The 24,400-nt window shown below is 65.7% G+C and carries 19 protein-coding genes; 8 read left to right on the top strand and 11 right to left on the bottom strand.

The features are described from left to right. Positions 1-14: 14 nt before the first annotated feature. The 5 genes from FHW83_RS12455 to FHW83_RS12435 are packed head-to-tail and all read right to left on the bottom strand — an operon-like array spanning position 15 to position 2,612. On the bottom strand, positions 15-302 hold the full coding sequence (locus FHW83_RS12455; RefSeq protein WP_176646683.1) for a hypothetical protein: 288 nt from the start codon (positions 300-302) through the stop codon (positions 15-17). Positions 303-326: 24 nt separating this feature from the next. Beyond that, positions 327-1,073 carry an alpha/beta fold hydrolase gene (locus FHW83_RS12450; protein ID WP_176646682.1) on the bottom strand — a complete coding sequence of 249 codons (747 nt, stop codon included), beginning with the start codon at positions 1,071-1,073 and terminating at the stop codon, positions 327-329. Beyond that, a complete protein-coding gene (locus tag FHW83_RS12445) occupies positions 1,070-1,552 on the bottom strand; it encodes a DoxX family protein (protein ID WP_176646681.1) in 483 nt (160 codons plus the stop codon). The genes FHW83_RS12450 and FHW83_RS12445 overlap by 4 nt, the downstream gene beginning before the upstream one ends. 18 nt (positions 1,553-1,570) lie before the next feature. Continuing rightward, positions 1,571-2,317: a DNA-binding domain-containing protein gene (locus tag FHW83_RS12440; RefSeq protein WP_176646680.1), complete on the bottom strand. Its 747-nt coding sequence runs from the start codon at positions 2,315-2,317 to the stop codon at positions 1,571-1,573. 7 nt (positions 2,318-2,324) lie between these two features. Further along, on the bottom strand, positions 2,325-2,612 hold the full coding sequence (locus FHW83_RS12435; protein WP_176646679.1) for a DUF2282 domain-containing protein: 288 nt from the start codon (positions 2,610-2,612) through the stop codon (positions 2,325-2,327). A 172-nt stretch (positions 2,613-2,784) separates the two neighbouring features. Here FHW83_RS12435 and FHW83_RS12430 point away from each other — a divergent pair, with 172 nt between their 5' ends. Beyond that, complete coding sequence (locus FHW83_RS12430; protein ID WP_176646678.1) at positions 2,785-3,447, top strand: response regulator transcription factor; 663 nt, start codon at positions 2,785-2,787, stop codon at positions 3,445-3,447. Here FHW83_RS12430 and FHW83_RS12425 read toward each other — a convergent pair. From FHW83_RS12425 to FHW83_RS12405, 5 genes are read right to left on the bottom strand one after another with little or no spacing between them, the layout of a single operon-like run. Next, the gene (locus FHW83_RS12425; RefSeq protein ID WP_176646677.1) at positions 3,444-6,485 is read right to left on the bottom strand and encodes a sensor histidine kinase; all 3,042 of its coding nucleotides are present in this window, start codon (positions 6,483-6,485) and stop codon (positions 3,444-3,446) included. The genes FHW83_RS12430 and FHW83_RS12425 overlap by 4 nt on opposite strands. A gap of 57 nt (positions 6,486-6,542) precedes the next feature. Continuing rightward, entirely contained in the window at positions 6,543-7,571 is a 1,029-nt protein-coding gene (gene rtcA, locus FHW83_RS12420; protein ID WP_176646676.1) for an RNA 3'-terminal phosphate cyclase, read from the bottom strand. A 2-nt stretch (positions 7,572-7,573) separates the two neighbouring features. Further along, positions 7,574-8,803 (bottom strand): RtcB family protein, encoded by a 1,230-nt coding sequence (locus FHW83_RS12415; RefSeq protein WP_176646675.1) that lies wholly within the window; start codon positions 8,801-8,803, stop codon positions 7,574-7,576. A gap of 23 nt (positions 8,804-8,826) precedes the next feature. Further along, entirely contained in the window at positions 8,827-9,051 is a 225-nt protein-coding gene (locus FHW83_RS12410) for a hypothetical protein (protein WP_176646674.1), read from the bottom strand. 8 nt (positions 9,052-9,059) lie between these two features. Beyond that, complete coding sequence (locus FHW83_RS12405; RefSeq protein WP_176646673.1) at positions 9,060-10,613, bottom strand: RNA-binding protein; 1,554 nt, start codon at positions 10,611-10,613, stop codon at positions 9,060-9,062. Positions 10,614-10,753: 140 nt separating this feature from the next. On the opposite strand from FHW83_RS12405, the gene rtcR reads away from it, so the two are divergent. The 4 genes from rtcR to FHW83_RS12385 all read left to right on the top strand — a co-directional run bounded on the left by rtcR (position 10,754) and on the right by FHW83_RS12385 (position 18,168). Beyond that, entirely contained in the window at positions 10,754-12,352 is a 1,599-nt protein-coding gene (gene rtcR / locus FHW83_RS12400) for an RNA repair transcriptional activator RtcR (protein ID WP_176646672.1), read from the top strand. A gap of 189 nt (positions 12,353-12,541) precedes the next feature. Beyond that, positions 12,542-13,999 carry a glycoside hydrolase family 30 beta sandwich domain-containing protein gene (locus FHW83_RS12395; protein WP_176646671.1) on the top strand — a complete coding sequence of 486 codons (1,458 nt, stop codon included), beginning with the start codon at positions 12,542-12,544 and terminating at the stop codon, positions 13,997-13,999. A 104-nt stretch (positions 14,000-14,103) separates the two neighbouring features. Continuing rightward, on the top strand, positions 14,104-15,432 hold the full coding sequence (locus FHW83_RS12390) for a glycoside hydrolase family 5 protein (RefSeq protein ID WP_229224154.1): 1,329 nt from the start codon (positions 14,104-14,106) through the stop codon (positions 15,430-15,432). Between the two features lie 48 nt (positions 15,433-15,480). Further along, entirely contained in the window at positions 15,481-18,168 is a 2,688-nt protein-coding gene (locus FHW83_RS12385) for a TonB-dependent receptor (protein WP_229224153.1), read from the top strand. A gap of 26 nt (positions 18,169-18,194) precedes the next feature. Here FHW83_RS12385 and FHW83_RS12380 read toward each other — a convergent pair whose 3' ends face one another. Then, positions 18,195-19,091 carry a LysR family transcriptional regulator gene (locus tag FHW83_RS12380; protein WP_176646668.1) on the bottom strand — a complete coding sequence of 299 codons (897 nt, stop codon included), beginning with the start codon at positions 19,089-19,091 and terminating at the stop codon, positions 18,195-18,197. 92 nt (positions 19,092-19,183) lie between these two features. Between FHW83_RS12380 and FHW83_RS12375 the strand changes: the two genes are divergently transcribed. From FHW83_RS12375 to FHW83_RS12365, 3 genes are all read left to right on the top strand, one after another. Then, positions 19,184-19,966, top strand: coding sequence for a TauD/TfdA family dioxygenase (locus tag FHW83_RS12375; RefSeq protein WP_176646667.1), 783 nt, complete (start codon positions 19,184-19,186; stop codon positions 19,964-19,966). A gap of 113 nt (positions 19,967-20,079) precedes the next feature. After that, positions 20,080-23,574 (top strand): response regulator, encoded by a 3,495-nt coding sequence (locus tag FHW83_RS12370; protein ID WP_176646666.1) that lies wholly within the window; start codon positions 20,080-20,082, stop codon positions 23,572-23,574. 2 nt (positions 23,575-23,576) lie between these two features. Beyond that, positions 23,577-24,395 carry a protein-glutamate O-methyltransferase CheR gene (locus FHW83_RS12365; protein WP_176646665.1) on the top strand — a complete coding sequence of 273 codons (819 nt, stop codon included), beginning with the start codon at positions 23,577-23,579 and terminating at the stop codon, positions 24,393-24,395. Positions 24,396-24,400 lie beyond the last annotated feature (5 nt).

The raw sequence follows: 24,400 nt of genomic DNA, 5'->3' as shown, positions 1-24,400 counted from the left end.
GGCGGGCGTGAGGGTTACTTGGTCTTCGGTTCGGTCAGGGTGCCGCCGGCGGCCAGGCATTCGCCCTTGGTCTTGACCAGCACGCCTTCGCCCTTGCAGTTGTTGAGGCCCTTGCAATCGTTCTTGGCGGTGGCGCACAGGCTGGTGCCCTTGCAGGTGTTGATGCCGTAGCAGCGGCCTTTCGGCTCCGGCGCGGCCGGCTTGTCGGCGGCGTCGGCATGGATGGCGGCGCTCAGCGTGCTCAGGGCCAGCAGCATGGAGGCGGCGGCGCGCGCCGAACGGGAAGCGGGGTTGTGGCTCATGGTTATCTCCTTGGTTGAAAAATATCAGCGGGCATTGGCCGCGTCGTCGATCACTTTTGCTACCTGGTCCGGCTGCGAGATGTAGGCCAGGTGGCTGGCCTTCACTTCGGTGACCTTGGCGCCGGCACGTTGGTACATCCACCGCTGCAGGTCGGGGCTGAGCGCGCGGTCCTCGGTGGACAGGACGGCGTAGCTTGGCTTCTTGCGCCAGGCCGCCGCCCAGATCTGGGTGTTGAAGGTGGCCACCGTGGCAGGCACTTGCGAGATGGCCATGAAGTTGGTGCGGTTTTCCGGCAGGTCGGCGCCAACGTCGGCGTGGAAGCGGGCCGGGTCGACGAACAGGTGGCCGTCCTGGGTCGGCTTCACGCTGTTGCTGGGCGCGGGCTTGGAACCGATCACCTGGGCCAGGCTTTCGCCCACGTCCGGCAGCAGGGCCGAGACGTAGACCAATGCCTTCACCTTGTCGCGCTCGCTGGCGGCGGAGATCACCGCGCCGCCCGAGCTGTGGCCGACCAGCACCACCGGGCCGACTTGCTGGTCGAGGATTTCGCGGGCGGCGGCGATGTCGTCGTCGAGGCTGGTGTGCGGCTGGGCCGCCACCGTGACCTTGTAGCCTTTCTGCGTGAGGATGTCGTGGATCACGCGCCAGCCCGAGCCGTCCACGAAGGAGCCGCTGACGATGACGATGTTCTTGACCGGTTCGGCGGCCGCATGCAGGGCCGGGGCGGCGGCCAGCGCCAACGCGGCGGCCAGGGTGCGGATGGTGTTCATTGCGATGCTCCAGTTGAGTGGTGGGAAGAAAAACGGCGCCACAGCAGGTGGTCCAGCGACCACGCGCCGGCGCCGCGCGCGATCAGCGGCAGCAGCAGGCCGGCCCAGCTCAGGTGGGTGGGCCAGGCGTCCGGGTAGACGAAGATTTCAATCACCGCCGTCATGCAGAACATGCCGGCGGCGGCCGGCCGCGTGGCCAGCCCCAGCGCAAGCAGCACTGGCAGGCAATTCTCGGCGGCCGTGGCCAGTTGCGCCGCGATGTCTGGGGGCAGCAGCGGCAAGGCGTATTCGCTGCGGAACAGCTCGTAGGTGGAGGGCTTGATGGTCATGAAGCCCTGCACCTTGGTGCGGCCGGACAGGAAGAACACCGCGCCTATGCCCAAGCGGGCGATCAGCAGCAGCAGATTGTCGGGCAACAAACGGCGCAGCCACGCGCTGAGACTGGGCGGCGCGGCTTGATGGAGATGTAGCGTAGTCATGATGTTCCTTGTATCGGTTTAAACCACGTCGATGCCGGTGATGAGTTCGGCGCCTAGCCATTGCGCCAGCAGCGCGCCTGCCTGGGTGATGCCTTCCTGTTCGCCGCGCTCGGCCACCAGCCAGTCGCACAGGGCGGCAAAGCCGCCGTCGCGCTGGAGTTGCAGCAGCGCCGCGTATTCCAGCGTTTCAGCCTGGCGCAGCACGGCGGTGTGACCGCGCCGCCAGACGATGTAGCCGCCCGGCTCGGTCAGCATTTCGCCTTCCGGCGCCGTGCGCTGCCCCCACAGCGCGCTCCAGATGGCCTCGGCATTGGTGGCGGCCTTGCGCAGTTGCAGCGATGGTGTCAGCCGCAGCAGCGCGCGGTCCCAGTCCAGTGTCGCCAGCCTGTCCTGTGCGACGGGCGCGGCGTCGGCCGCCACGAAGGCGGTGTTGAGCGCGTGCTCGATCCACGCCAGCTCGTGCAGGTCGGGGTGGTCCGGGTAGAGCGCCGCCAGCGTGGCGTGGAAACCGTCGGCGTACGCGTCCAGGGTCCAGCCATGCGGCGGATGGGCATCGATATGGCTTACCGCGGCGCCGAGAAAGGCATCCTCGCCCATCCAGCCGCACAGCAGCGGATACGAGTGTTCGAGGCAGCCGACCAGCTGGCTGCGGTAGTTGTTCTGGTACACCGCCAGCCGCGCCGCCGGCCCCAGGCGCTTGGCCAGCGGGACGGTCGGCGCCACCAGCCAGGTGCTGAAATCGCGTTGCAGCTGGGCGAGCTTCATGGCGGCGCTAGCGTGGCGTCAGCGAACCAAAGCCCTTCGGCGTCTTGATCTTGGTGCAGGTGCCCTTGTCGACCAGCACCCAGGCGTTGCCTTGGTAGTCGGTCTTGGAGGTGCCGGCGCAGGTGGTGCCGGCGCCGGCGGCGCAATCGTTCTGGCCGGCCTTGGCCACGCCATAGCATTTCTCGGTTGGTTTCTTTTGCTCGGCGGGCTTGGTGTCGGCCGCGTGGGCGCTGCCGGCCAGGGCGGCCAGCGACAGGGCCAGGGTGGCCGCCAGGGCGGCATTGGTGGTTTTCATGGTGTGCTCCTCGTGTCGGTGAAAGGGAAGGGACAGCGGGAACCAGTGTAGGAGAAGGGCGGAAGCGCCGAATCCTCAGATATTGATAGATCGGCATCGTCCGATCGAGTAGGTGAGGGTAAACGTTTTTTATGGCAAAGTAGAGGTTTCCAGTTCCGCCGAAAGCCTAGCCATGACGACCGCCCCGATCACCGTGCTGATGGTCGATGACCATCCCATCTTCCTCGCGGGCGTGGCCAGCGCGCTGGAGACCATGCCGGGCGTGCGGCTGGTGGGCCAGGCCGGCAGCGGCGCCGAGGCGGTGGCCCAGCACCGCCGCCTGCGCCCGGACGTGACGCTGATGGACCTGCAACTGCCGGACATGCATGGCAGCGAGGCGATCGCCGCCATCCGCAACGAGACACCGGAGGCGCGTGTGATCGTGCTGACCACGTACGAAGGCAACGTCCAGGCGGCGCAGGCCATCCGCGCCGGCGCGGTCGGCTACATGCTGAAAAGCGCGGTGCGCCATGAGTTGCAGGAAACCATCATGACGGTGCACAGCGGCCGCCGCCGCATCCTGCCATCGGTGGCGTGCGCGCTGGCCGAGCAGATGTACATGAGCGCGCTCACGCCGCGCGAGGTGGAGGTGCTGCAGCTGGCGGCGATGGGCAACACCAACCAGAAGATCGGCGACCGGCTCGGCCTGTCCGAAGGCACCATCAAGACCCACATGAAAAACGTGCTGGCCAAGATGCAGGCCAACGACCGCACCCACGCCGTGCTGTTGGGCATACAGCGCGGCATCATCGGCATGGATGCCGGCGGGCGCCTGCCGCCCGGCTTGCGTTTCTAGGCGCCGCGCCAGCGGCTGAACAGGGACGCCACGCGCCGCCGCCACGATGGCCGGCCCTGGCCGCCGTACGCGCGCGTGGCCGGTATATGCAGCCGCACCGTCAGTCCGCGCGGCGTGGCCGCTTGCAGCGTCAGTGTCCCGTGCAGATTGTGGGCGCGCTCGCGCATACCCACCAATCCCCAGTGGCCGTCGCGCTGGCCATCGCGCAGCAGGTCGGCGTCCAGACCCTTGCCGTTGTCGCGCACCAGCAGCGTCAGGCCCTGCGCGCCAAAGTCGAGCTCCATGACGATGCGGCTTGCGCCGGCGTGACGGCAGGCGTTGAGCAGGGCTTCGGCGCCGATGTGGTACACCTCCTCCCATGCCAGCGGATCGAGCCGGCGGCGCGTGCCGCGCACGCTGAGCGCCATGCTTACCTGATGTTCGGCCTGCATGCGTTCCACCAGCCGGCGGAAGGCCAGTTCGATATCGCCGCCATGCACGCTGGCCAGACGCAAGCCCATCACCGCGTTGCGGCCCTCGACGATCACGCCGTCCGCCTCGTACAGCAGGGTGTTCAACTGCTGGCGCGCTTCGCTGTCCGGCGGCAGCGACTTGCCGAGCGCGCTGAAGCGCAGCACCAGCGCCTGCACGCTCTGCAGCAGGCTGTCGTGCAGCGCGCGGGCGATGCGCTCGCGCTCCAGCAGGCGCGCCGCCAGCACCGCGTTCATGCGGCGCACCAGCTGGCGCAGGCGCATCAGGTACAAGCCGTACGCCACGGCGATCGCCGCGCCCGCGCACAGCAGGTAGAACCACACGGTCTGGGTGAAGGCCGGCTCGATGGCGAATGACAGGCTGGCGCCGCCCTCGTTCCAGACGCCGTCGCCGTTGGCGGCCTTGATGCTGAAGCGGTAGCTGCCGGGACCGAGATTGGAATAGCTGACCATGCGGCGCGTGCCGGCCAGTTGCCAGTCGCGGTCGACGCCGTCCAGCTTGTACCAGACTTGCATGCGTTCCGGCATGCCGATGCTGAGGGCGGCGAAGCCGATGTCCACCCGCATCGGCTTTTGCGGCAGGCGCAGGCCGGCTTGCGGGGGATACAGCTGGTTGTCGACGCTGAGCGCGTTGATCTCCAGCGCGGGCGGCACCGGATTGCGGTACAGCCGGTTGGTGTCGAGCACGCCGATGCCCTCGGTGGCGGCGAACCACAGCTTGCCGGCGTCGTCGAGCGTGCCGTTGGCGATCGGCGCGAAGATCATCGGCGCGCCCGGATAGCCGTCGGCCGCGTCCAGCACCTCCATGCGCAGCGGGCGGCGCGGATCGGCCATGCTGGCCTGCCAGTCGGCGGCGGCCACGCGCGCCAGGCCGGCGCCGACGTGCAGCCAGCGGTCGCCGTTGGGCATGACCACCACGCCGGCCACGTAGTTCAGGGCATCCGGCTCGGCCGCGTGCAGGCGCTCGAAGCGGCCCTGGCGCAGCACGGCCATGCCCTCGGCGCCGGAGATCAGGATCTCGCGCTGGGTGTCGATCAGTTGCAGCGGACCCAGGCTGCGGCCATCGGCCATGGCGTAGCGGGTCAGCTGGCCATCGAGAAAGCGCAGCACGTCGCCGTTGCGGTAGCCGAACCACATGGCGCCGTCGGGGGCGGCGGTCATCACGCGCTCCTTGGGCGGAATACCCAGCCCGGCGCCGGGATGCCAGGCGCCGTCGCGGTAGCGGAACAGGCCGCAGTTGCGCAGGCCGGCCCAGATGCTGTCGCGGTCCTCGGCCAGGCGGTTGACCAGCGGCGCCCGCACATTCGGGCAGTCGGACGGCAGCGGCAGCACGGTCAGCTTGCCGTCGCGGCGGTGCTCCACGCCCTGCGCGCTGGCGCTCAGGATGGCCCCGGCGCGGCCCGCCACGGCGATGCGGCGGGCGCCGGTGCGTGGCGCCGGCGGCGTCGAGCCGGCCACGTCCCATAACTGCTCGAGGTTGTCTGCGCCGACCCAGATGCGGCCTTGGCCGTCGGCCGCCAGGTTGGGCGAGGCCAGGTTTTCCGGCAAGGCGATGGTGCGGATGCGCTGGTTGCGCCAGCGCTCCAGGCCGCTGAGCGACATCGCCCACAGATTGCCCTCGCGGTCCTCCAGCATGCCGATCAGGTGCGGATTGCTGAGCTGCCACGGCTGGTCCAGGCGCTCGGCCGGCAGCAGCGAGGGATCGAAGCTGTCGCTGCGCGGCAAGTCCTGCTTGCGCACGCGGGCGATGCCGTTGGGCGAGCGCAGCAGCCACAGATTGCCGTCGGCGTCGAACATATCGCGCGTCTGGCGGAACAGGTGACGCTGCGCCTCCAGCCGCGGCAACCGCGGCCCCGGCTGGCCGCTGGGCACGCGCTCGATCAGCTTGCCCTTGCGCCGCCACATGGCGCCGTCCGGCGAGAAGAAGGCGCCGTCCTCGTCGCGGCGGCCGGTGGGCTGGAAGCGCCGCGCGTCACGGTCCAGCTTGTACCATTCGCGGCTGACCAGCACCCATAGCTGATCGTACTGGTCGAGCGTGGCCTCCTCGATGGTTTTCTGCGGCAAGCCCCAGCTGGCGTCGACGTTGTGCCAGGCGCCCTTGGCGTAGCGCACCAGGCCGGAGCGGGTACAGATCCAGATGGTGCCGTCGCGGTCGACCATGATGTCGTACACCGTGTCGACCTTGGCGGCGTTCCATGCCGGCAGTGGAATGATCTCGCCGCGCCGTATCAGGTTGATGCCGCCGTCGAGGTGGCCCACCACCAGGTCGCCGCCGAGGGTGGCGGTGAGGGTGGAAATGCGCGCGCTGAGCAGGGCCCGCCCCGATGGCGAGCGGTAGCGTTCGAAGTGCAGGCCGTCGAAGCGGTACAGGCCCTGTTCGGTGCCCAGCCACAGCCAGCCGTCGGTGGTTTGCGCCATGCTGGTGATGCTGACCGGCGCGCCGTCCTTGTGGCGCCAGGTGTCGTGATGGTAATCGAACAGGCTGACGCCGGGATCGAGCGCCCAGGCGTGCGGGCCGCCGGACAGCACGCCCGCCACGAGGCAAAGCCGGGTAATCAAACGGCGCATTTGTTGTTTAACTAAGAGTAGGGGTGAATGCTATCGATGGGAGACCCATCATAGCATTCACAGCTGGTGCGCAGAGTTCAACTGGCAATAGATCTTGTCGGCCATGTGCTCGAAATGGAAGCGGACCGGTAGGAAGCGGCTGATCACCCCGGCATTGGTGGTCGCATGCGAGGACAGCACGTTGGTGGTGAAACAGCCGCCACCGGCGAGGGCCATTGGCAGCATCAACTGGTCCGCCAGATGTTCGCCAACGGCGGCGCCGGACGCAAGATAGGCGCGTGCCTCCTGCAAAACGTGCTTGGCCACAGTTTCCGCGCGCACCGCCTTCTCGCCGAAGCCGGCGAACACCTCGGTCACATGCTCATGGTCCAGCGTCAGCAGCAGGGCGTTGCCCGGGCCCTGTTCTCCCGGCAGGCCGCGATGCAGCAATTGCTCGTCGGTCCAGCCCATGCCGGAGCCGATGACCGCCAGCTCACGCGTCGCCACGTTGGCGGGCACGCCGGCGATGAAGCTCTCCGCATAGCCGTGGCGCCGCGCGCCGCGTTCCAGCAATTCAAACGGACGCAGCTGGGCGCACGGTGCGATCGAGGCCAGCACTTCGCCGCCGCCGGCTGGATAAAAGCCGAAGCGCTTCAGCTGGATGTCGATCCGGGCGCCCATTTCGCCCAGTACCCGGCCATATGCGCGCTGCAGGAAGTGCAGCGGCGGCGCCATCGAGTTGTGCGTGCCGCCGCTGATGCTGATGGTCGCTGGCCCATCGGCGTGCAGCAATGCCGGCAGCAGCGTTTGCAGCACCAGCGTGCAACTGCCGGCGGTGCCGATGGCGAACGCGTAGTCGCCGCCGCGTATCGGGCCCGGCGCAAACCGCAGCGCCAGCGATCCGGCCTCGGCGCCGCTCACGTCGGCGCCGCTGATGCGGGCCGAGGCCTGCACGGCGGCCAGGTGCTGGCGCATCAGGCCCGGCTTGGGCCGGTTGGCGCGGATATTGATCATGCGGAAGGGCTGGCCGGTGATCATGGACAGCGTCAGCGCGCTGCGCAGGATCTGGCCGCCGCCCTCGCCTTGCGCTCCGTCGAGTTCGATCATCGCTATCCTTTCACGCAAACGATTTGCTTCAGCACGTGGACCACGTCCACCAGTTCGCGCTGGGCCAGCATGACGGCGTCGATGTCCTTGTACGCCATCGGGATTTCATCGATGACGTTTTCATCCTTGCGGCACTCCACACCCTCGGTGGCCTTGATCTGGTCCTGCAAGGTGTAGCGCTTCTTGGCGGCGGTGCGGCTCATGGTGCGGCCGGCGCCATGGCTGCAGCTGTTGAAGCTTTCCGGATTGCCGCGGCCACGCACGATGAAACTCTTGGCGCCCATCGAACCGGGAATAATGCCCAGCTCGCCTTCGCGTGCCGACACCGCGCCCTTGCGGGTGACCAGCACATCCTTGCCGAAGTGACGCTCCTGCTGCACATAGTTGTGGTGGCAGTTGACCGCCTCCACGTGCGTCTCGAACGGCTTGGCGATCACGGTGCGCACGGCGGCGATCAGGTTGTGCATCATCACCTCGCGGTTGGTGCGCGCGAACTTCTGCGCCCAGCCCACCGCCTCGATGTAGTCGTCGTAGTGCTGCGTGCCTTCGCTAAGGTAAGCCAGGTCCTGGTCCGGCAGGTTGATGAAGTGCGTCTGCATGTCTTTTTTCGCCAGCTCGATGAAGTGCGTGCCGATGGCATTGCCCACGCCGCGCGAACCGGAGTGCAGCATGAACCACACCGAGCCGGCTTCGTCCAGGCAGATCTCAATGAAGTGATTGCCCGAGCCCAGCGTGCCCAGATGCTTGTAGTTATTGGTGTTTTTCAGGCGCGGCGTTTTCTCGCAGATGGCGTCGAACTCCGGCTTGAGCGCGGCCCACGCCAGATCGACCGGCTGCGGCGGCGTGTTCCAGGCGCCGTTGTCGCGGCCGCCGCGCCGCTGCGGCGAGGAGCCGTGCGGCACGGCTTTCTCAATCGCCGCGCGCAGCGGGCCCAGATTGTCCGGCAGGTCGTTGGCGGTCAGCGTGGTCTTGGCGGCCATCATGCCGCAGCCGATATCGACGCCGACGGCGGCAGGGATGATCGCGCCCAGCGTCGGGATCACGCTGCCGATGGTCGAGCCCTTGCCGACGTGTACGTCCGGCATCACGGCAACGTGCTTGTAGATGAAGGGCATCCTGGCAGTCTTGGTCAACTGCTCGCGCGCCTCCGCCTCGACCGGCACGCCGCGCGTCCACATTTTGACCGGCTTGCCGCCTTCGATGTTCAGTACTTCGTAGTCTTGGTTTTCCATATTGTTCTCCATCTTATCTATATTTAATCAAACCCGACAAGGGTCGACAGGACGTTCCGGCAAACCTTATCGGCTTGCCAGGCCGGAATCGAACCGGCGTCACCAGATGTAGTCCTGTCTGCATTCGGGGTAAACCGCCATTGAGCACCTGCGAGACAAATAGTTGCTGCGATTTCTTTGGATGTAATCGCAGCGGCATTCTTGCCGGACTCAAAACCTTTGCTACTCACGCTCAGTGTCCATCCCATGATGGCCTCTAGAGCGTTACCGCTTCAATTTCTCCCAGCCAGTGGCTCGCGCTCAACTGGCCGGCCGCGAAGGCGGCGATGATTTTGAAGACGTCATCAGAAAATCCGCCCACGTTCAGCACGTCCTCGCGTTCGACCGCCTGCGTGGTGGCGTGCGGCGTTAAATCGATGCACACCAGTTTGGCGTCTGGATTGCGCCGCTTGAACACTTCCCACTCCCGCATCGTCGCCGTGGCGCTGTTGCGTCGTGCATCAATCCACGATTCGTTGTCCGAGACATAGATCACCAGATCCGCGCGCAGCTTGCGCTTGTTCATGTACGCAAGCGGCGCGCTACAGTTGGTGCCGCCACCGCCTATCGACGCCAACTTGGTGGCATTCGTCATCACGGTATCGCGATGATCCAGTCCGCAGCGCACCATATCCACCTCAAATGGCAGCACCACGGTGTCCGGATTCTTGCGCAGCAAGGCAGCGGAGATCAGCGCGGCCACATCGATACAGCGCATGGAGGACGTCGCGCCGCCACGATAGCCCGTTACGGGCGATGACATCGAGCCGGAAACATCCGGGCACACCACCACGTCGCCGTCGATTTGCGGCACATTGGCCAATGCGATTTCCAGCGCATCGTGCAAGGCGTCGCGTATTTCCACCGGCATTTCCATGTCGATGGCTTTGTAAGCGGCCAGCAGCTGATACGGAAACACCTTGGCCTTGGCGATGAGTTCGGCATTCCGCAGCTTGGCCGCGATGGCTTCCGTCATGCCCGGCAGCGCATACACGCCGTGGCGCGCAAACGTGTTCAGGTTCATGCGCACCATCTGCCAACCGCCTTGCATCGCGATGCGCGCCCAGGCTTGCGCCGGCAGTTCCAGCGCGGTCAGCATCTGAAACGGCACATCCGGTACGGGTTGCGCGCGATCCCGCTGGTATGCCTTGAAGCTGGCCAGCAGCGGTGGCAACGCCTCGGCCTGATGCGGCTTGTCGAGCAGCCAGGCAAAGAAAGCTTCGCGCCATGCTTCCGCTGGTTTTGGGTGCACCATCTTCACCACATCGGCCAGCGACGGCGAGGAGCCGACCGAGGCAGACAGCAGCGCTTTTTCGCTGGCGTTGTTCAGCCATGCCTGCACCAGTTTCTTCGGACGCGAACCCAGCGATTTGCGGCCGGTGGCGCCCGAGCGCACGATCTGCACGAAGGTGCGCAGCATCTTGCCGTTGTCGATGACGCGGTTGAACACGGCGCTCAGCTGTGCATGTCCCTGTGCCGCCAGGATGGCGGTCAACAGCACAGGCATATCCTTCATGTAACCGCGTTCGCGGCAGTACACGGCGGCCTGCGCGATGAACTGGGGATCGATGCCCTGGCACAGCTCCTGTACCTTGGCCAGTTGCGCTTCGGCGCTGGCGTAGTAGGTCGCGTTCAGGCAACCGGTGGCGGCGTACCGCGCCAGCTGGTGCTTGGGCGTCAGCACGTAGGCTGGCGCGCCGGCCTCGTTGATCGCGGTGGCGAGCGGCAGGAACTTGTTTTTCAGCGATTGGAACAACTGGACGTTAGCCATTTTCATCTTCTCGTTATCGTTTGTTATCTCATCTATTGCAAGCGGTGTGCCAGCTTGCTATCTCATTGATTTAAAAAGAATATTGAAAATGGACTCAGTTTTTGTTTCGTGATAAATTATCCTAAAGGATAAAAATTTATATGAAAAAGATTGTTGTCATCGGCTTTGTGGGTACGCAACTGGACGCCGGCAAGGCGTCCGCGCGCTGGGAGCGCTGGCGTCCCAGTGTGGCCATCACTCAGCATCCGGATCTGGTGGTCCACCGTTTTGAGCTGCTGTACAGCGGCAAGTTCGGCGAGCTGGCGCGCTCGGTGGCGGCCGATATCGCCACGGTGTCGCCGGAAACCACAGTGGCGTTGCATGATGTGCCGATGGATGACCCGTGGGACTTCGAGCAGGTGTATAGCGCGCTGTATGACTTTGCGCAGTCCTACCGCTTCGATACCGAGAACGAGGAGTACTGGATCCACATCACCACCGGCACGCACGTGGTGCAGATCTGCCTGTTTCTGATGACCGAGGCGTTTTATTTTCCGGGCCGCCTGCTGCAAACGTCGCCGCCGCGCCGGCAGGGGCCGGGCGAGCCCGGCTCTCATGTGCTGATTGATCTGGACCTGTCCAAATATGACCGCATCGCGCAGCGTTTCTCGCGCGAGCAGGAGGAGGGCGTGGCCTTTCTCAAGTCCGGCATTGCCACGCGCAACGCGCGCTTCAATGCGATGATCGATGAGATCGAGCGGGTGGCGATACGCTCGCGCGCGTCGATGCTGCTGATGGGACCCACCGGCGCCGGCAAGTCCTTCCTGGCCCGGCGCGTGTACGAGTTGAAGAAAGCGCGGCACCAGATTGATGGCCGTTTTGTGGAAATCAACTGCGCGACCTTGCACGGCGATGGCGCGGGATCGACGTTGTTTGGCCACATCAAAGGCTCCTTCACCGGCGCGTCATCGGACCGGCCGGGCTTGCTGCGGGCGGCGCACAAAGGCTTGCTGTTCCTGGATGAAATCGGTGAACTCGGCCTGGATGAACAGGCCATGCTGCTCAAGGCGGTGGAGGAAAAGCGCTTCTTCCCGGTGGGCGGCGACCATGAGGTGCAGAGCGATTTCCAGCTGATCGCCGGCACCAATCGCGACCTGGCGCGTGAGGTCGCCGCGGGCCGCTTCCGTGAGGACTTGTTCGCGCGGATTAATTTGTGGACGTACGAGTTGCCAGGCCTGGTGGACCGCCCGGAAGATATCGAGCCCAACATCGACTATCTGCTGGCGCAGGTGGGAGCGGAGCAGGGGCAGATCGCACGCTTCAACAAGGAGGCGCGTGAGCGCTATATGCGTTATGCGGCGTCGCCTCAGGCGGCGTGGAGCGGCAACTTCCGTGACCTGTCGGCCTCGGTCACGCGCATGGCGACGCTGGCGGAGGCCGGACGCATCAACGATGAAGTGGTGCAGGTGGAGCTGGCGCGCTTGCGGCGCCAATGGCGGAGCCATGACCAGCGGCCGGAGCCGGCGGACTTCGATCTGGAAAGCGTGATGCCGGCGCCGGCCGTGGCGAACCTGGATTTGTTCGACGCCATGCAACTGCGCTCGGTGATCGAGGTGTGCCGGACATCGAAATCGATGTCCGATGCCGGCCGCAAACTGTACGCGGTCTCGCGCGACGCCAAGGCCAAGCCCAACGATGCCGATCGCCTGAAAAAATACCTGGCCCGGTTTGAGCTTGACTGGGAAACCATCACCCGCTGAACCGCGCACGTTTGACGGCGCGGCTTGACTGCCGGCTGCCGACAAAAATCCCACACCCGCAGCGCTTTCGTTGACATCGCAGATTTGCCGGTGCTATAGTTCTTTCAATAAATGGAAACGCTTCCATTTAATTTATAAGTGAATCAAGTGAGATAGGCGACCACGATATCGCCTGCGCGAGGAGACAGCATGTTGACAGCCAGCCCTGCATTGCCGGGCGATGGAGCGTTGCGCCCGTCGTCTTTCAAATCCCTCTCTACACTGCTCGCGGCTGCGCTGCTGACGCTGGCCGGCGCCGCGCACGCGCAGACGGTGCAGGCGTGGATCACCACCGGCGATCAGACCCAGCTGCTGGCGCGCGGCGCCGACGCCAGGTTCCACAACGGCGCCACGGCCGCCACTATCATTGAAGTCGATCCCAAGCAGCGTTTCCAGGAAATGGTGGGCTTCGGCGCAGCCATCACCGATGCTTCGGCCTGGCTGATTCAAAACAAGATGAACCCGCAGCAGCGCACCGATCTGCTCAACGAGCTGTTTGGCAAGGCGCCCGGCCTCGGCTTCAGCTTCACGCGCCTGACCATCGGCGCCTCGGACTTCTCGCGTCATCACTACAGCTTTGACGACATGCCGCCGGGCCAGACCGATCCCGAGCTCCAACACTTTTCCATCGACGCCAACCGCGCCGATGTGCTGCCGGTGACCAAGGCCGCGCTGTCCATCAATCCCAAGCTGCGCGTGATGGCCTCGCCGTGGAGCGCGCCCGGCTGGATGAAATCCACCGACAGCCTGATCCAGGGCACGTTGAAGCCGGAGGCGTTCGCGCCTTTCGCCAACTACCTGTCGCGCTATGTCAGCGCGTATGAAAAGGAAGGCGTGCCGATCTTCGCGCTGACCCTGCAGAACGAACCGCACTTCGAGCCCAAGGATTATCCCGGCATGCGCGTCGATCCGGCCAAGCGCGCCGCCTTCATCGGCGGTCATCTCGGCCCGCTGCTGGCCAAGGAGCATCCGAAAACCAAAATCCTCGACTGGGACCACAACTGGGATGAGCCGTGGTCGCCGGCCGACGTGCTGAAAGACCCGGTCGCCAACAAGTACGTCAACGGCGTGGCCTGGCACTGCTACGGCGGCGACGTGCGCGTTCAGGCCGCGCTGCATGACCGCTGGCCGGACAAGGAAACCTACTTCACCGAATGCTCGGGCGGCAAATGGGCGCCGGTGTGGTCGGACAATCTGCAGCATTTCGCCAGGGTGCTGGTGATCGGCACCACGCGCGGCTGGGCCAAGGGCGTGTTGTTGTGGAACCTGGCGCTCGATGAAAACGACGGTCCGCATCTCGGCGGCTGCAAGGACTGCCGCGGCGTGGTCACCATCGACAGCCGCGACGGCAAGGTCACGCGCAACGAGGAATATTACGCGCTCGGCCATGCCAGCCGCTTCGTGCGCCAGGGGGCGCGCCGCATCGCCTCCACCAGTGGCTACGACCAGCTCGACACGGTCGCCTTCCGCAACGCCGACGATGGCTCGGTGGCGCTGCTGGTGGTGAACTCGGCCAAGCAGGCGCGCAGTTTCGCGGTCCGCTTCGGCCAGCGCAGTTTCGATTACACCTTGCCGGCGACCAGTGTCGCCACCTTCAGTTGGCGATGAGCTGGCAATAAACCGGCGCTGCCTTGGGCAGCTTTTCTCTACTTTGATCTGGAAGCGCTTCCACACGAGGGAGGTTGGGGATGCTTTTTCGCGCGATTTGTAGTTTGAGCTTGTTCGTACTGGCTGGATGCGGTGGTGGCGGCACGCCCACCGCGCCGCCGGTGGTGACACCGCCCGTGACGGAAGTCATCAAGCCGACCCCGGTAACGCCGGTGCCAGCGCTGCCGCTGACCATGCTGCGCACCCAGGGCGCGAAATGGCTGAAGGCCGACGGCAGCCCGATCACGCTGAAAGGCGTCAACCTCGGCAATTGGCTGATCAATGAATTCTGGATGATGGGGCAGGGCGGCAACGGCATCGATGACCAGTGCAAGCTGGAGGCCAAGCTGGATGAACGCTTTGGCTACGTCGAACGCCAGCGCCTGATGCAACTGTTCCGCGACAACTGGATCACGACCCGCGACTGGGATCAGATGCAGAAGTTCGGCCTGAACGTGGTGCGCCTGCCGTTCATCTACAGCGTGGTGGAAGATGAAAAAAATCCGCGCACGCTGCGGGCCGACGCCTGGCGTTATCTGGACGACGCCATCGCCCAGGCCGAAAAGCGCGGTATGTACGTCATCCTCGACCTGCATGGCGCGGTCGGCGCGCAAGGCTGGGAGCAGCACAGCGGCTGCGCCGGCAAGAACCTCTACTGGAGCACGCCGGAATACCAGCAACGCACCATCTGGCTGTGGCAGCAGGTGGCGGCGCGCTACAAGGACCGCGTCAGCGTGGCCGGCTACAGTGTGCTCAACGAGCCATGGGGCACGGATGCCGCCACGCTCGCCAGCGTGGTGAAGACCTTGTACAGCGCCATCCGCGCGGTCGATCCCAACCATGTGGTGATCCTGCCCGGCCACAACAGCGGCATCAATGCTTACGGCAAGCCGTCCGAGCAAGGAATGAGTAACGTCGCCTTCGAGATGCATTTCTATCCCGGTCTGTTTGGCTGGGGCCAGATCGGCCTGCAAGTGCACAAGGATTGGCTGACCTGCGCCGGCGGCAGCAACAGCGGCGTGTGCGAGTGGGACAACCGCATCCGCAATGTCGACACAGCGTTCTTCATCGGCGAGATGCAGCCATGGACCGGCCTGGGCCTGGACCTGGGCGGCCAGATCGCCCGCGCCGCCTTCGATACCTACGCCAGATATGGCTGGGCCGTCACCGCGTGGAGCTGGAAAGTGGTGACCAACAGCGGCGGCCAGGGCAATGGCACCTGGGGCATGGTCACCAACGCCGCCGGCGCGCCTGTGCCCAAGATCGATTTCACCACCGCATCGCTGAGCGATATCGAAACCCTTTTCAAGTCCTTCGGCAGCCAGGCGTATGAAGTCCACCAGCCGCTGCGGGACTGGATGACCAGCAGCACCGCACCGCAGCCTTTCCGTTAAAACTATAAGAGTGAGATGACAATGAACAAGCAAAACTACGTAATCAGGATGACTCCCATTGCCGCCGCCTGCGCCGCCATGGCGTTCGCGGCCGCGCCGGCCCACGCCCAGCAGGCGGCCCAGCCCAAGGCCGAGGACGCGCCGGTGCAGGAGGTGGTGGTGACCGGCATCCGCCGCAGCATCGAAACCTCGATGGCCATCAAGCGCGACGCCGATTCCATCGTCGAGGCGGTGACGGCGGAAGACATCGGCAAGCTGCCGGACGTGTCAATCGCCGAATCGATCGCCCGCCTTGCCGGCCTGACCGCGCAGCGCGTGGAAGGCCGCGCGCAAGTGATTTCGATCCGCGGCCTGGCGCCGGACTTTTCCACCACGCTGCTCAACGGCCGCGAGCAGGTTTCGACCAGCAACAACCGCGGCGCCGAGTATGACCAGTATCCATCCGAGCTGATCAACGGCGTCACCGTGTACAAGACGCCGGACGCCTCGCTGGCCGCCGGCGGCCTGTCGGGCACGGTGGACCTGCAAACCGTGCGCCCGCTGGACGTGCGCCAGCGCACCATCGTGCTGAATGTGCGCGGTGAGCATAACTCCAATGGCAAGCTGAATTCCAACACCTCGGCCAACGGCAACCGCCTGAGCGCCTCGTATGTGGACCAGTTCCTCAACAACACGCTGGGCGTGGCGGTCGGCTATGCCCACCTCGACTCGCCGGGGCAGCAGAAGGAATACAAATCGTGGTGGTGGGGCCGCGACAACAAGCTGCCGGCCGGCATGGAAGACGTGGTGGCGCTGAAAGGCGCCGAAGTCACGGCCTCCTCGCGCGAGCAGAAGCGCGATGGCCTGATGGGCGTGCTGGAATACCGCCCGTCGAAAGAATTCCGCAGCACGTTGGACCTGTACTATTCCGAGTTCAAGCAGAACACCACCATGCGCGGCATGATGTGGAACTCGCACCAGTGGAGCGACGTGACCTACCGCGATCCGATCGTGGAAACCATCGGCGGCACGCGCCTGCTGGTGGGCGGCAAGCTGGTCAACCTTGAACCGATCGTGCGCAACGACTACAACCAGCGCAAGGACAAGATGGGCGCGCTGGGCTGGAACAACACTTTCAGGAAAGATGGCTGGACCCTGATCGGCGACCTGTCCTACTCGACCGCCAAGCGCCGCGAGGAAGTGCTGGAAACCTACGCCGGCCTTGGTCCGGCCGGTTCGCACATCACCGACAACGACTTCGGCTTCCGCATCCCGACCGCCAGCGGCCTGCCGACCTTTACCCCAAGCTTCAACTACACCGATCCAAAGATCATCAAGCTGGCCGACGTCGGCGGCTGGGGCAAGGATGCGGACATGCACCATCCGGTGGTGGACGACAAGCTGGGTTCGGCCAAGTTCTCGGCCAAGAAGGAACTGGACGGCATCTTCCGCAGCCTGGAAGGCGGCGTCAATTTCACCCGCCGCGAGAAGACCCACGCCGACACCAACAACTACTGGTTCCTGAAGAACGGCCGCGCTCCGGCCACCGTGTCGTCCGACCTGCTGCAGCCATCGACCTCGCTGTCGTTCGCCGGCATTCCGGCCGTTATGAGCTATGACGTGCTGGGTGTGCTCAACAAATATTACGACAAGCAGCCGGCACGTCCGGATGACCAGGCGTTGCAGGACTGGGGCGTGACCGAGAAGATCACCACCGCCTACGCCAAGCTGGGCATCGATGCCGATCTAGGCCCGATTCCGCTGCGCGGCAACCTGGGCCTGCAAGCGGTCAACGTCGATCAGCAATCGCGCGGCGCCACCGTCAACGCGGGCAAGCTGGGCACCATCAACGGCGGCGCCAACTATACCGACGTGCTGCCCAGCCTGAACCTGAATTTCGACCTCGACAAATACCTGAGCACCACCAACCTGCGCTTCGGCGCGGCCAAGACCGTGGCGCGGCCGCAGATGTCGGACATGCGTGCCGGCATCGCCGGCGGCGTCGACTCCACCACCCGGATGTGGAACGGCAGCGGCGGCAATCCGAACCTGGAACCGTGGCGCGCCAATTCGTATGACTTGTCGATGGAGAAGTACATCGGCAAGCGCAGTTACATCGCCGGCGCGCTGTGGTACAAGAAGCTGCAAAGTTACATCTACAACCAGCAGACCGCGTTCAGCTTCGCCGGCTTCCCCAACCCGTCGGCGGTGGTGCCGATCCAGGACATCGGCACACTGAACCGTCCGGCCAACGGCACCGGCGGCATGGTCAAGGGCGTGGAAGTGTCGGGCTCGCTCGACGCCGGCTTGCTGTGGGCGCCGCTGGAAGGCTTCGGCGTGACCGGCAGCATGTCCGGCACCGAGAGCTCGATCCATCCCAACGGTCCGGGCACCAAGGAGAAGCTGCCCGGCCTGTCGGGCGTGGTGTCCAACTTCACCGTGTACTACGAGAAGGACGGCTACTCGGCGCGCGCCAGCCGCCGCTACCGTTCCGCGTATCGCGGCGAGGTGACCGGCCTGTTCGCCCAGCGCGCCTTCAGCGAGATCCTGGCCGAGCGCCAGATCGACCTGCAGCTGGGCTATGCGATCGAGGAGGGCCGCTACAAGGGCCTGTCGTTCCTGTTCCAGGTGAACAATCTGAACAACTCGCCCTACCAGACCCGCCAGGGCGACCCGTTCTCGGGCGGCTCCTACGCGCCCGAGCGCTACACCACCTACGGCCGCCAGATCCTGCTGGGGCTGAACTACAAGCTGTAAAGCGGTTGGCCAGCCGTCCTGCTTGCCTACTCCAGCGTCGCCGCCAGCATGTCGGTGAACGCGCGGATTTTGGCGGCGCCACGGCGGTTGGCGGGGTAGACGGCGTAGATGCCGACGTCCATGTCGCCGGGGTTGGCCTGGTAGTCGGCCAGCACGGTGACCAGCGCGCCCGCGTCCAGGTCCTGCTGGATCAGCCAGCCCGGCAGCAGGGCCAGGCCGAGGCCGCCCAGCGCGGCCTGCCGCAGCATTTCCGCATTGTTGACCTGTAGCTTGCCGCCTACTTCGACCTCGGTCGCCAGGCCTTCCCGGCGCAGCCGCCAGGTGGCGCGCTGGCTGTCGTAGGCGAATAGCAGGCAGTTGTGGCGCGCCAGTTCCTCCGGTGTCTGCGGCGCGCCGTGCGCGGCCAGATAGGCGGGACTGGCGACGATGTGGCGCTGGTGGCCGGCCAGCTTGCGGGCGATCAGGTTGGGCTGTTGCCGCGGGTTGCCGATGCGGATGGCGACATCGATCGCCTCGTCCACCATATTGGTCAGCGCGTCGCTGAGCCGCAGGTCCAGCTCCAGGCGCGGATAGCGCTGCGCCAGCGCCGGCAGCAGCGGGGCGATGTAGCGGATCGCCAGCGTGACCGGGGCGGCGATGCGCAGCACGCCGGCCGGTTCGGCGTCGCGGCCGGCGGCGGCATCGTCGGCCTCATCGAGCGCGGCGAGGATCTGGGTGGCGTGTTCGAAGTAGGCGCGGCCACTGTCGGTCAGGGTGATGCTGCGCGTCGAGCGGTTCAGCAGCGGCGCCGCCAGCCGTTGTTCCAGCGAGTCGACCAGCCGCGTGACCGAGGAGGTGGCCACGCCCAGCTGGCGCGCGGCGGCGGAAAAACCGCCATTGCTGGCGACCAGGCAAAACGCCTTGAGTTCGGCAAATCTATCCATGTCGTTGCGCCTTGCGCAAAAGTGAGTGCGAATCTGACCATATTATCAGCAGATTGGGTGCGGATTATAGTGTTTTTCATTTAGGAGGCCACATGAAAATCACCCCGCTACCTGTTGGTTTTGGCGCTGAAATTGCCGGCGTCGATCTGCGCCGTGCCGATGAGGGCATGGCTGAGTTGCTGCGCGCGGCATTGCTGGAATACGGCATGCTGGTGGTGCGCGGCCAGTCGTTTACCCCGGAAGAACAGCTGGCCGCCAGCCGTCTGTTCGGCAGCCTGGAGACCTTCCCCACCATGCGCGGCCAGCTGCAGGGCTGGCCGGAAATCTTCCGCGTCGCCAGCCGGCCGGAGGACGGCCATGTGGAGGTGGGCCGCTACTGGCATTCGGACGGCTCGTTCCGCGAGGATCCGACGCCGATCAGCTTCTGGTATTCGGAAGTGCAGTCGCAGGAGGGCGGCGACACCCTGTTCACCGACCTGCAGCGCGCCTATGCCGAGCTGCGGCCGGAGATCCGCCAGGAGTTCGACGGCCTGAAGACGGCGCACCGCAATGGCGTGGTGCATCCGCTGGTGTTGCGCCATCCGAAAACCCGGCTGCCGGCGCTGTACCTGAACATGGGCCTGACCGCCGGCGTGCTGGGCTATGGCGCCGACCACTCGCGCGCGCTGATGGAGGCGGTGGACCGGCATTATTCGCGCGAGGGCGCCACCTACCGCCACCACTGGCTGCCCGGCGACGTGGTGATCGCCGACAACCTGCACGTGGGCCACAAGGCGACTCCGATCACGCCGGCCACGCGCCGCATCCTGAACCGCACCACCATCCGCGCCGACGGCGTGATCTGGTACGGCGGCGCGGAGAAACAGGCTGCCTAGCGGCAAGCGTGTGCGGGCTGTGTTATTCCCCTCACGCACGGTTGAAATGGTGAGTTGGTCAAACTTGTATTTGAGATAAACTTCTTGCTTCTCAAGTTAACTTGGCCCGTATCATGCCCAATTCCGCCACGCTCGACGAACGCGGCTTCCGTCGCATCCTTGCCCGCAATGTCACCTTGCCGCTCGCGGCCGGGGTGGTGAGCGCCGGGGTGTTCGTGGTGTTGCTGGCTTATCTGGTCAACACCATGAACTGGGTCGAGCACAGCGAACGCGTGATCGGCAACGCCAACCAGATCGGCAAGGAAATGGTGGACATGGAGACCGGCCTGCGCGGCTATCTGCTGGCTGGCGACGAGACTTTCCTACAACCCTATATATTGTCCAAGCCCAAGGTGGCTGCCAACCTGGCCGGCCTGGCCAAGATGGTCGAAGACAGCCCGATGCAGGTCGACCGCTTGCGTACCATCCAGTACCAGCAGCAGCAATGGGACCAGTACGCGCAGGAAATGATACGGCTGCGCGCCGCCAACGGCGACGTTACCGGCTCGGTCAAGACCGGCCGCGGCAAGAGTCAGTTTGATGAGATCCGCCGCCAGCTCGATGGCTTCGTCGCCGCCGAGATGCGCATGCGCCAGCAGCGCAACGAGGACGCGCGCGCCGTCACCACCTGGGTGGCGGTGATTTATCTGGTGCTCACGCTGGGCGTGGGCGGCCTGCTCGCGTGGTTCGGCCGCCGTGAGCTGACCGGCCTGTCCAAGGTCTTTAACAAGGCATTGAACGAGCACGCCACGCACGCCGCGCAGTTGCAGCAGCAAGCCTGGCTGCGCACCGGCCAGAGCGAGCTGGCGCAGCAGGGATTGGGCCAGCTGGCGCTGCCGCAGTTGTCGTCGGCGCTGCTGCAATTCCTGGCGCGTTACATGGGCGTGGTGGTGGGCGCGCTGTACGTGCGGGCGGCGGACGGCAGTTTCCGCCGCGCCGCGTCCTATGGCTTCAGCGAGGAATGGGAGCGGCGCGAGCAGCAGTTCAAGCCGGCCGAGAGCCTGGTCGCCCAGGCCGCGCTGGAACGCCGCATCATCCGCCTCGAACCGTTGCCGGCCAATTACATCCAGGTGGCGTCCGGCCTGGGCGCGGGCGCGCCGGCCAGCGTGCTGCTGGCGCCGGTGGACAGCGATGGCGAGATCAATGGCGTGATCGAGCTTGGCCTGCTGCGCCCCGTCAGCGAGCGCGATCTCGATTTCCTCGCGCTGGTGAAGGGCAATATCGGCACCGCCATCGAGGCCAGCGCCTCGCGCCAGCGCCTGCAGGAGGTGCTGGCCGAGACCCAGCAACTGAACGAGGAATTGCAGGTGCAGCAGGAGGAGTTGCGCACCGCCAACGAGGAGCTGGAGGAGCAGTCGCGCGTGCTGGAGGAGTCGCAGGCCAGCCTGGAAAACCAGAAGGCCGAGCTGGAGCAGACCAACGAGCAGCTGGCCGATCAAGGCCAGGCGCTCGACCAGAAGAACGCCGAGCTGCTGAAAGCGCAGCAGGATCTGGAGGAGCGCGCGCGCGAGCTGGAGCGGGCCAGCCAGTACAAGTCGCAATTCCTCGCCAATATGTCGCACGAGCTGCGTACGCCGCTCAACAGCTCGCTGATCCTGGCCAAGCTGCTGGCGGACAACGCGCCCGGCAACCTGAACGAGGAGCAGGTGCGCTTCGCCAACACCATCTACTCGGCCGGCAACGACCTGCTCAACCTGATCAACGACATCCTCGACATCTCCAAGGTGGAGGCCGGCAAGCTGGAGCTGGTGCCCGAGCAGCTGTCCGCGCGCGACGTGGTGGAGGGCATGGCGATGGTGTTCGATCCGCTGGCCCGGCAGAAGAAGCTGGCCTTCCAGCTGCAGGTGGCGGACGACGTGCCCGGACCCATGGTGACCGACCGCCAGCGGCTGGAGCAGATACTGAAAAACCTGCTGTCGAACGCGCTCAAGTTCACCAGCACCGGCCAGATCACGCTGTCGGTGCAGGCGCACGGCGCGGACGCGGTGGCGTTCTCGGTGCAGGACACCGGCATCGGCATCCGCCCGGAAGACCAGCAGGGCATCTTCAACGCCTTCCAGCAGGCCGATGGCACCACCAGCCGCAAGTACGGCGGCACCGGGCTGGGCCTGTCGATCTCGCGCGACCTGGCGCAGTTGCTGGGCGGCGCCATCAGCCTGGTCAGCGAGCCGGGCAAGGGCAGCTGCTTCACGCTGACGCTGCCGGTGGCGTGGACCGCGCCGGAACCGGGGCCGCGCGCCGGCAGCGCCAGCGCGCCGGCCGTGGTGGAAACCAGCGCCGCGCCGCTGCCCGAGGTGCCGCCGCCACCGCCGGCCCCCGCGCCGGCCGCGCCGCGCCCGTTCGACGACGACCGCGCGCTGGTCGCGGCCGCCGGGGCGGCGCGCGGCCGGCTGGTGCTGGTGGTGGAGGACGACGCCCCGTTCGCCCGCATCCTGTACGAGCTGGCGCACGAGAAGCAGTACCAGTGCCTGGTGGCGTTCGACGCCGACGAGGGCCTGGCGCTGGCGCGCGAATACAAGCCGAACGCGATCCTGCTCGACATCCGCCTGCCGGACCGCTCCGGCCTGTCGGTGCTGCAACTGCTGAAGGACGACGCGCAAACCCGCCACATCCCGGTGCACGTGGTGTCCGGCAGCGACAACGGCGAGGCCGCGCTGCACCTGGGCGCCATCGGCTACGCGCTCAAGCCGACCACGCGCGAGCAGCTGATGGAGGTGTTCCGCCGCATCGAAACCAAGCTCACGCAGAAGATCAAGCGCGTGCTGCTGGTGGAGGACGACGACCGCCAGCGCGACAGCGTGGTGCAGCTGATCGCCGATGACGATGTCGACATCGTCGCCGTCGGCAGCGGCGAGGAGGCGCTGGCGCTGCTGCGCACCACGGTCTACGATTGCATGATCATCGACCTCAAGCTGCCGGACATGCAGGGCAACGAGCTGCTGCAGCGCATGGCCAACGAATCGCTGGCGGCGTTCCCGCCGGTGATCGTGTACACCGGCCGCAACCTGTCGCGCGCCGAGGAGGCCGACCTGCACCGCTATTCGCGCTCCATCATCATCAAGGGCGCGCGCTCGCCGGAACGGCTGCTGGACGAGGTGACGCTGTTCCTGCACAAGGTCGAGGCCGACCTGTCGAGCGAACGCCAGCGCATGCTGAAGACGGTGCGCGCGCGCGACCGCGTGTTCGAGGGCCGCCGCATCCTGCTGGTGGACGACGACGTGCGCAACATCTTCGCCCTGACCAGCGCGCTGGAGCAGAAGGGCGCGCTGGTGGAGGTGGGCCGCAACGGCCACGAGGCGCTGGAGAAACTCGACACCGTGGCCGACATCGATCTGGTGCTGATGGACGTGATGATGCCGGGCATGGACGGGCTGGAGGCCACGCGCCGCATCCGCGCCGACGAGCGCTTCGCGCGCCTGCCCATCATCGCCATCACCGCCAAGGCCATGAAGGACGACCAGGAGCAATGCCTGGCGGCCGGCGCCAGCGACTACCTGGCCAAGCCGATCGACCTGTCGCGCCTGTACTCGCTGCTGCGCGTGTGGATGCCGAACGCCGAGCGGAGCTGAACATGCAGCACAGCGACACCGACATCGAGCTGAAGATGCTGATGGAAGCCATCTACATGAAGTACAGCTACGATTTCCGCGACTACACCGGCGCCTCGCAAAAGCGCCGCGTGCTGCACGCGCTGAAGGAGATGGATTGCGCCAGCATCTCGGCGCTGCAGGCGCGCATCATCCACGAGCCGGCCGCGTTCAGCCAGCTGCTGCAATTCCTGACCATCCCGGTCACCTCCATGTTCCGCGACCCGAGCTATTTCGCCGGCCTGCGCGAGCACGTGGTGCCGGTGCTGCGCACCTACCCGTCGCTGAAGATCTGGGTGGCCGGCTGCAGCACCGGCGAGGAAGTGTATTCCTTGGCCATCCTGCTCAAGGAGGAGGGGCTGCTGGAGCGCAGCATGATCTACGCCACCGACATCAACCCGCAGTCGCTGGAGAAGGCGCGCAAGGGCGTGTTCCCGTTGGAGGCGATGCGCGAGTACACGCAGAATTACCAGGCCGCCGGCGGCACCCGCAGCTTTTCCGAATACTACACGGCCGCCTACAACGCCGCGTTGTTCGACAGCGCGCTGTGCGAGAACGTTACCTTCGCCGACCACAGCCTGGCCACCGACGCGGTGTTCGCGGAAACCCACCTGATCAGTTGCCGCAACGTGATGATTTATTTCAAGCGGAAATTGCAGGACCGCGCGCTGGGCCTGTTCCACGAGTCGCTGTGCCATCGCGGCTTCCTCGGCCTGGGCAGCAAGGAAAGCCTCGACTTCTCCGCCTACGCGCCGCATTTCGAGCCGGTGCTCAAGCGCGAGCGCCTGTACCGCAAGCGCTGACCGGC

Source organism: Duganella sp. SG902 (assembly GCF_013376005.1).
GTDB lineage: Bacteria > Pseudomonadota > Gammaproteobacteria > Burkholderiales > Burkholderiaceae_D > Rugamonas.
This window is presented reverse-complemented; position numbering and strand designations above follow the sequence as displayed.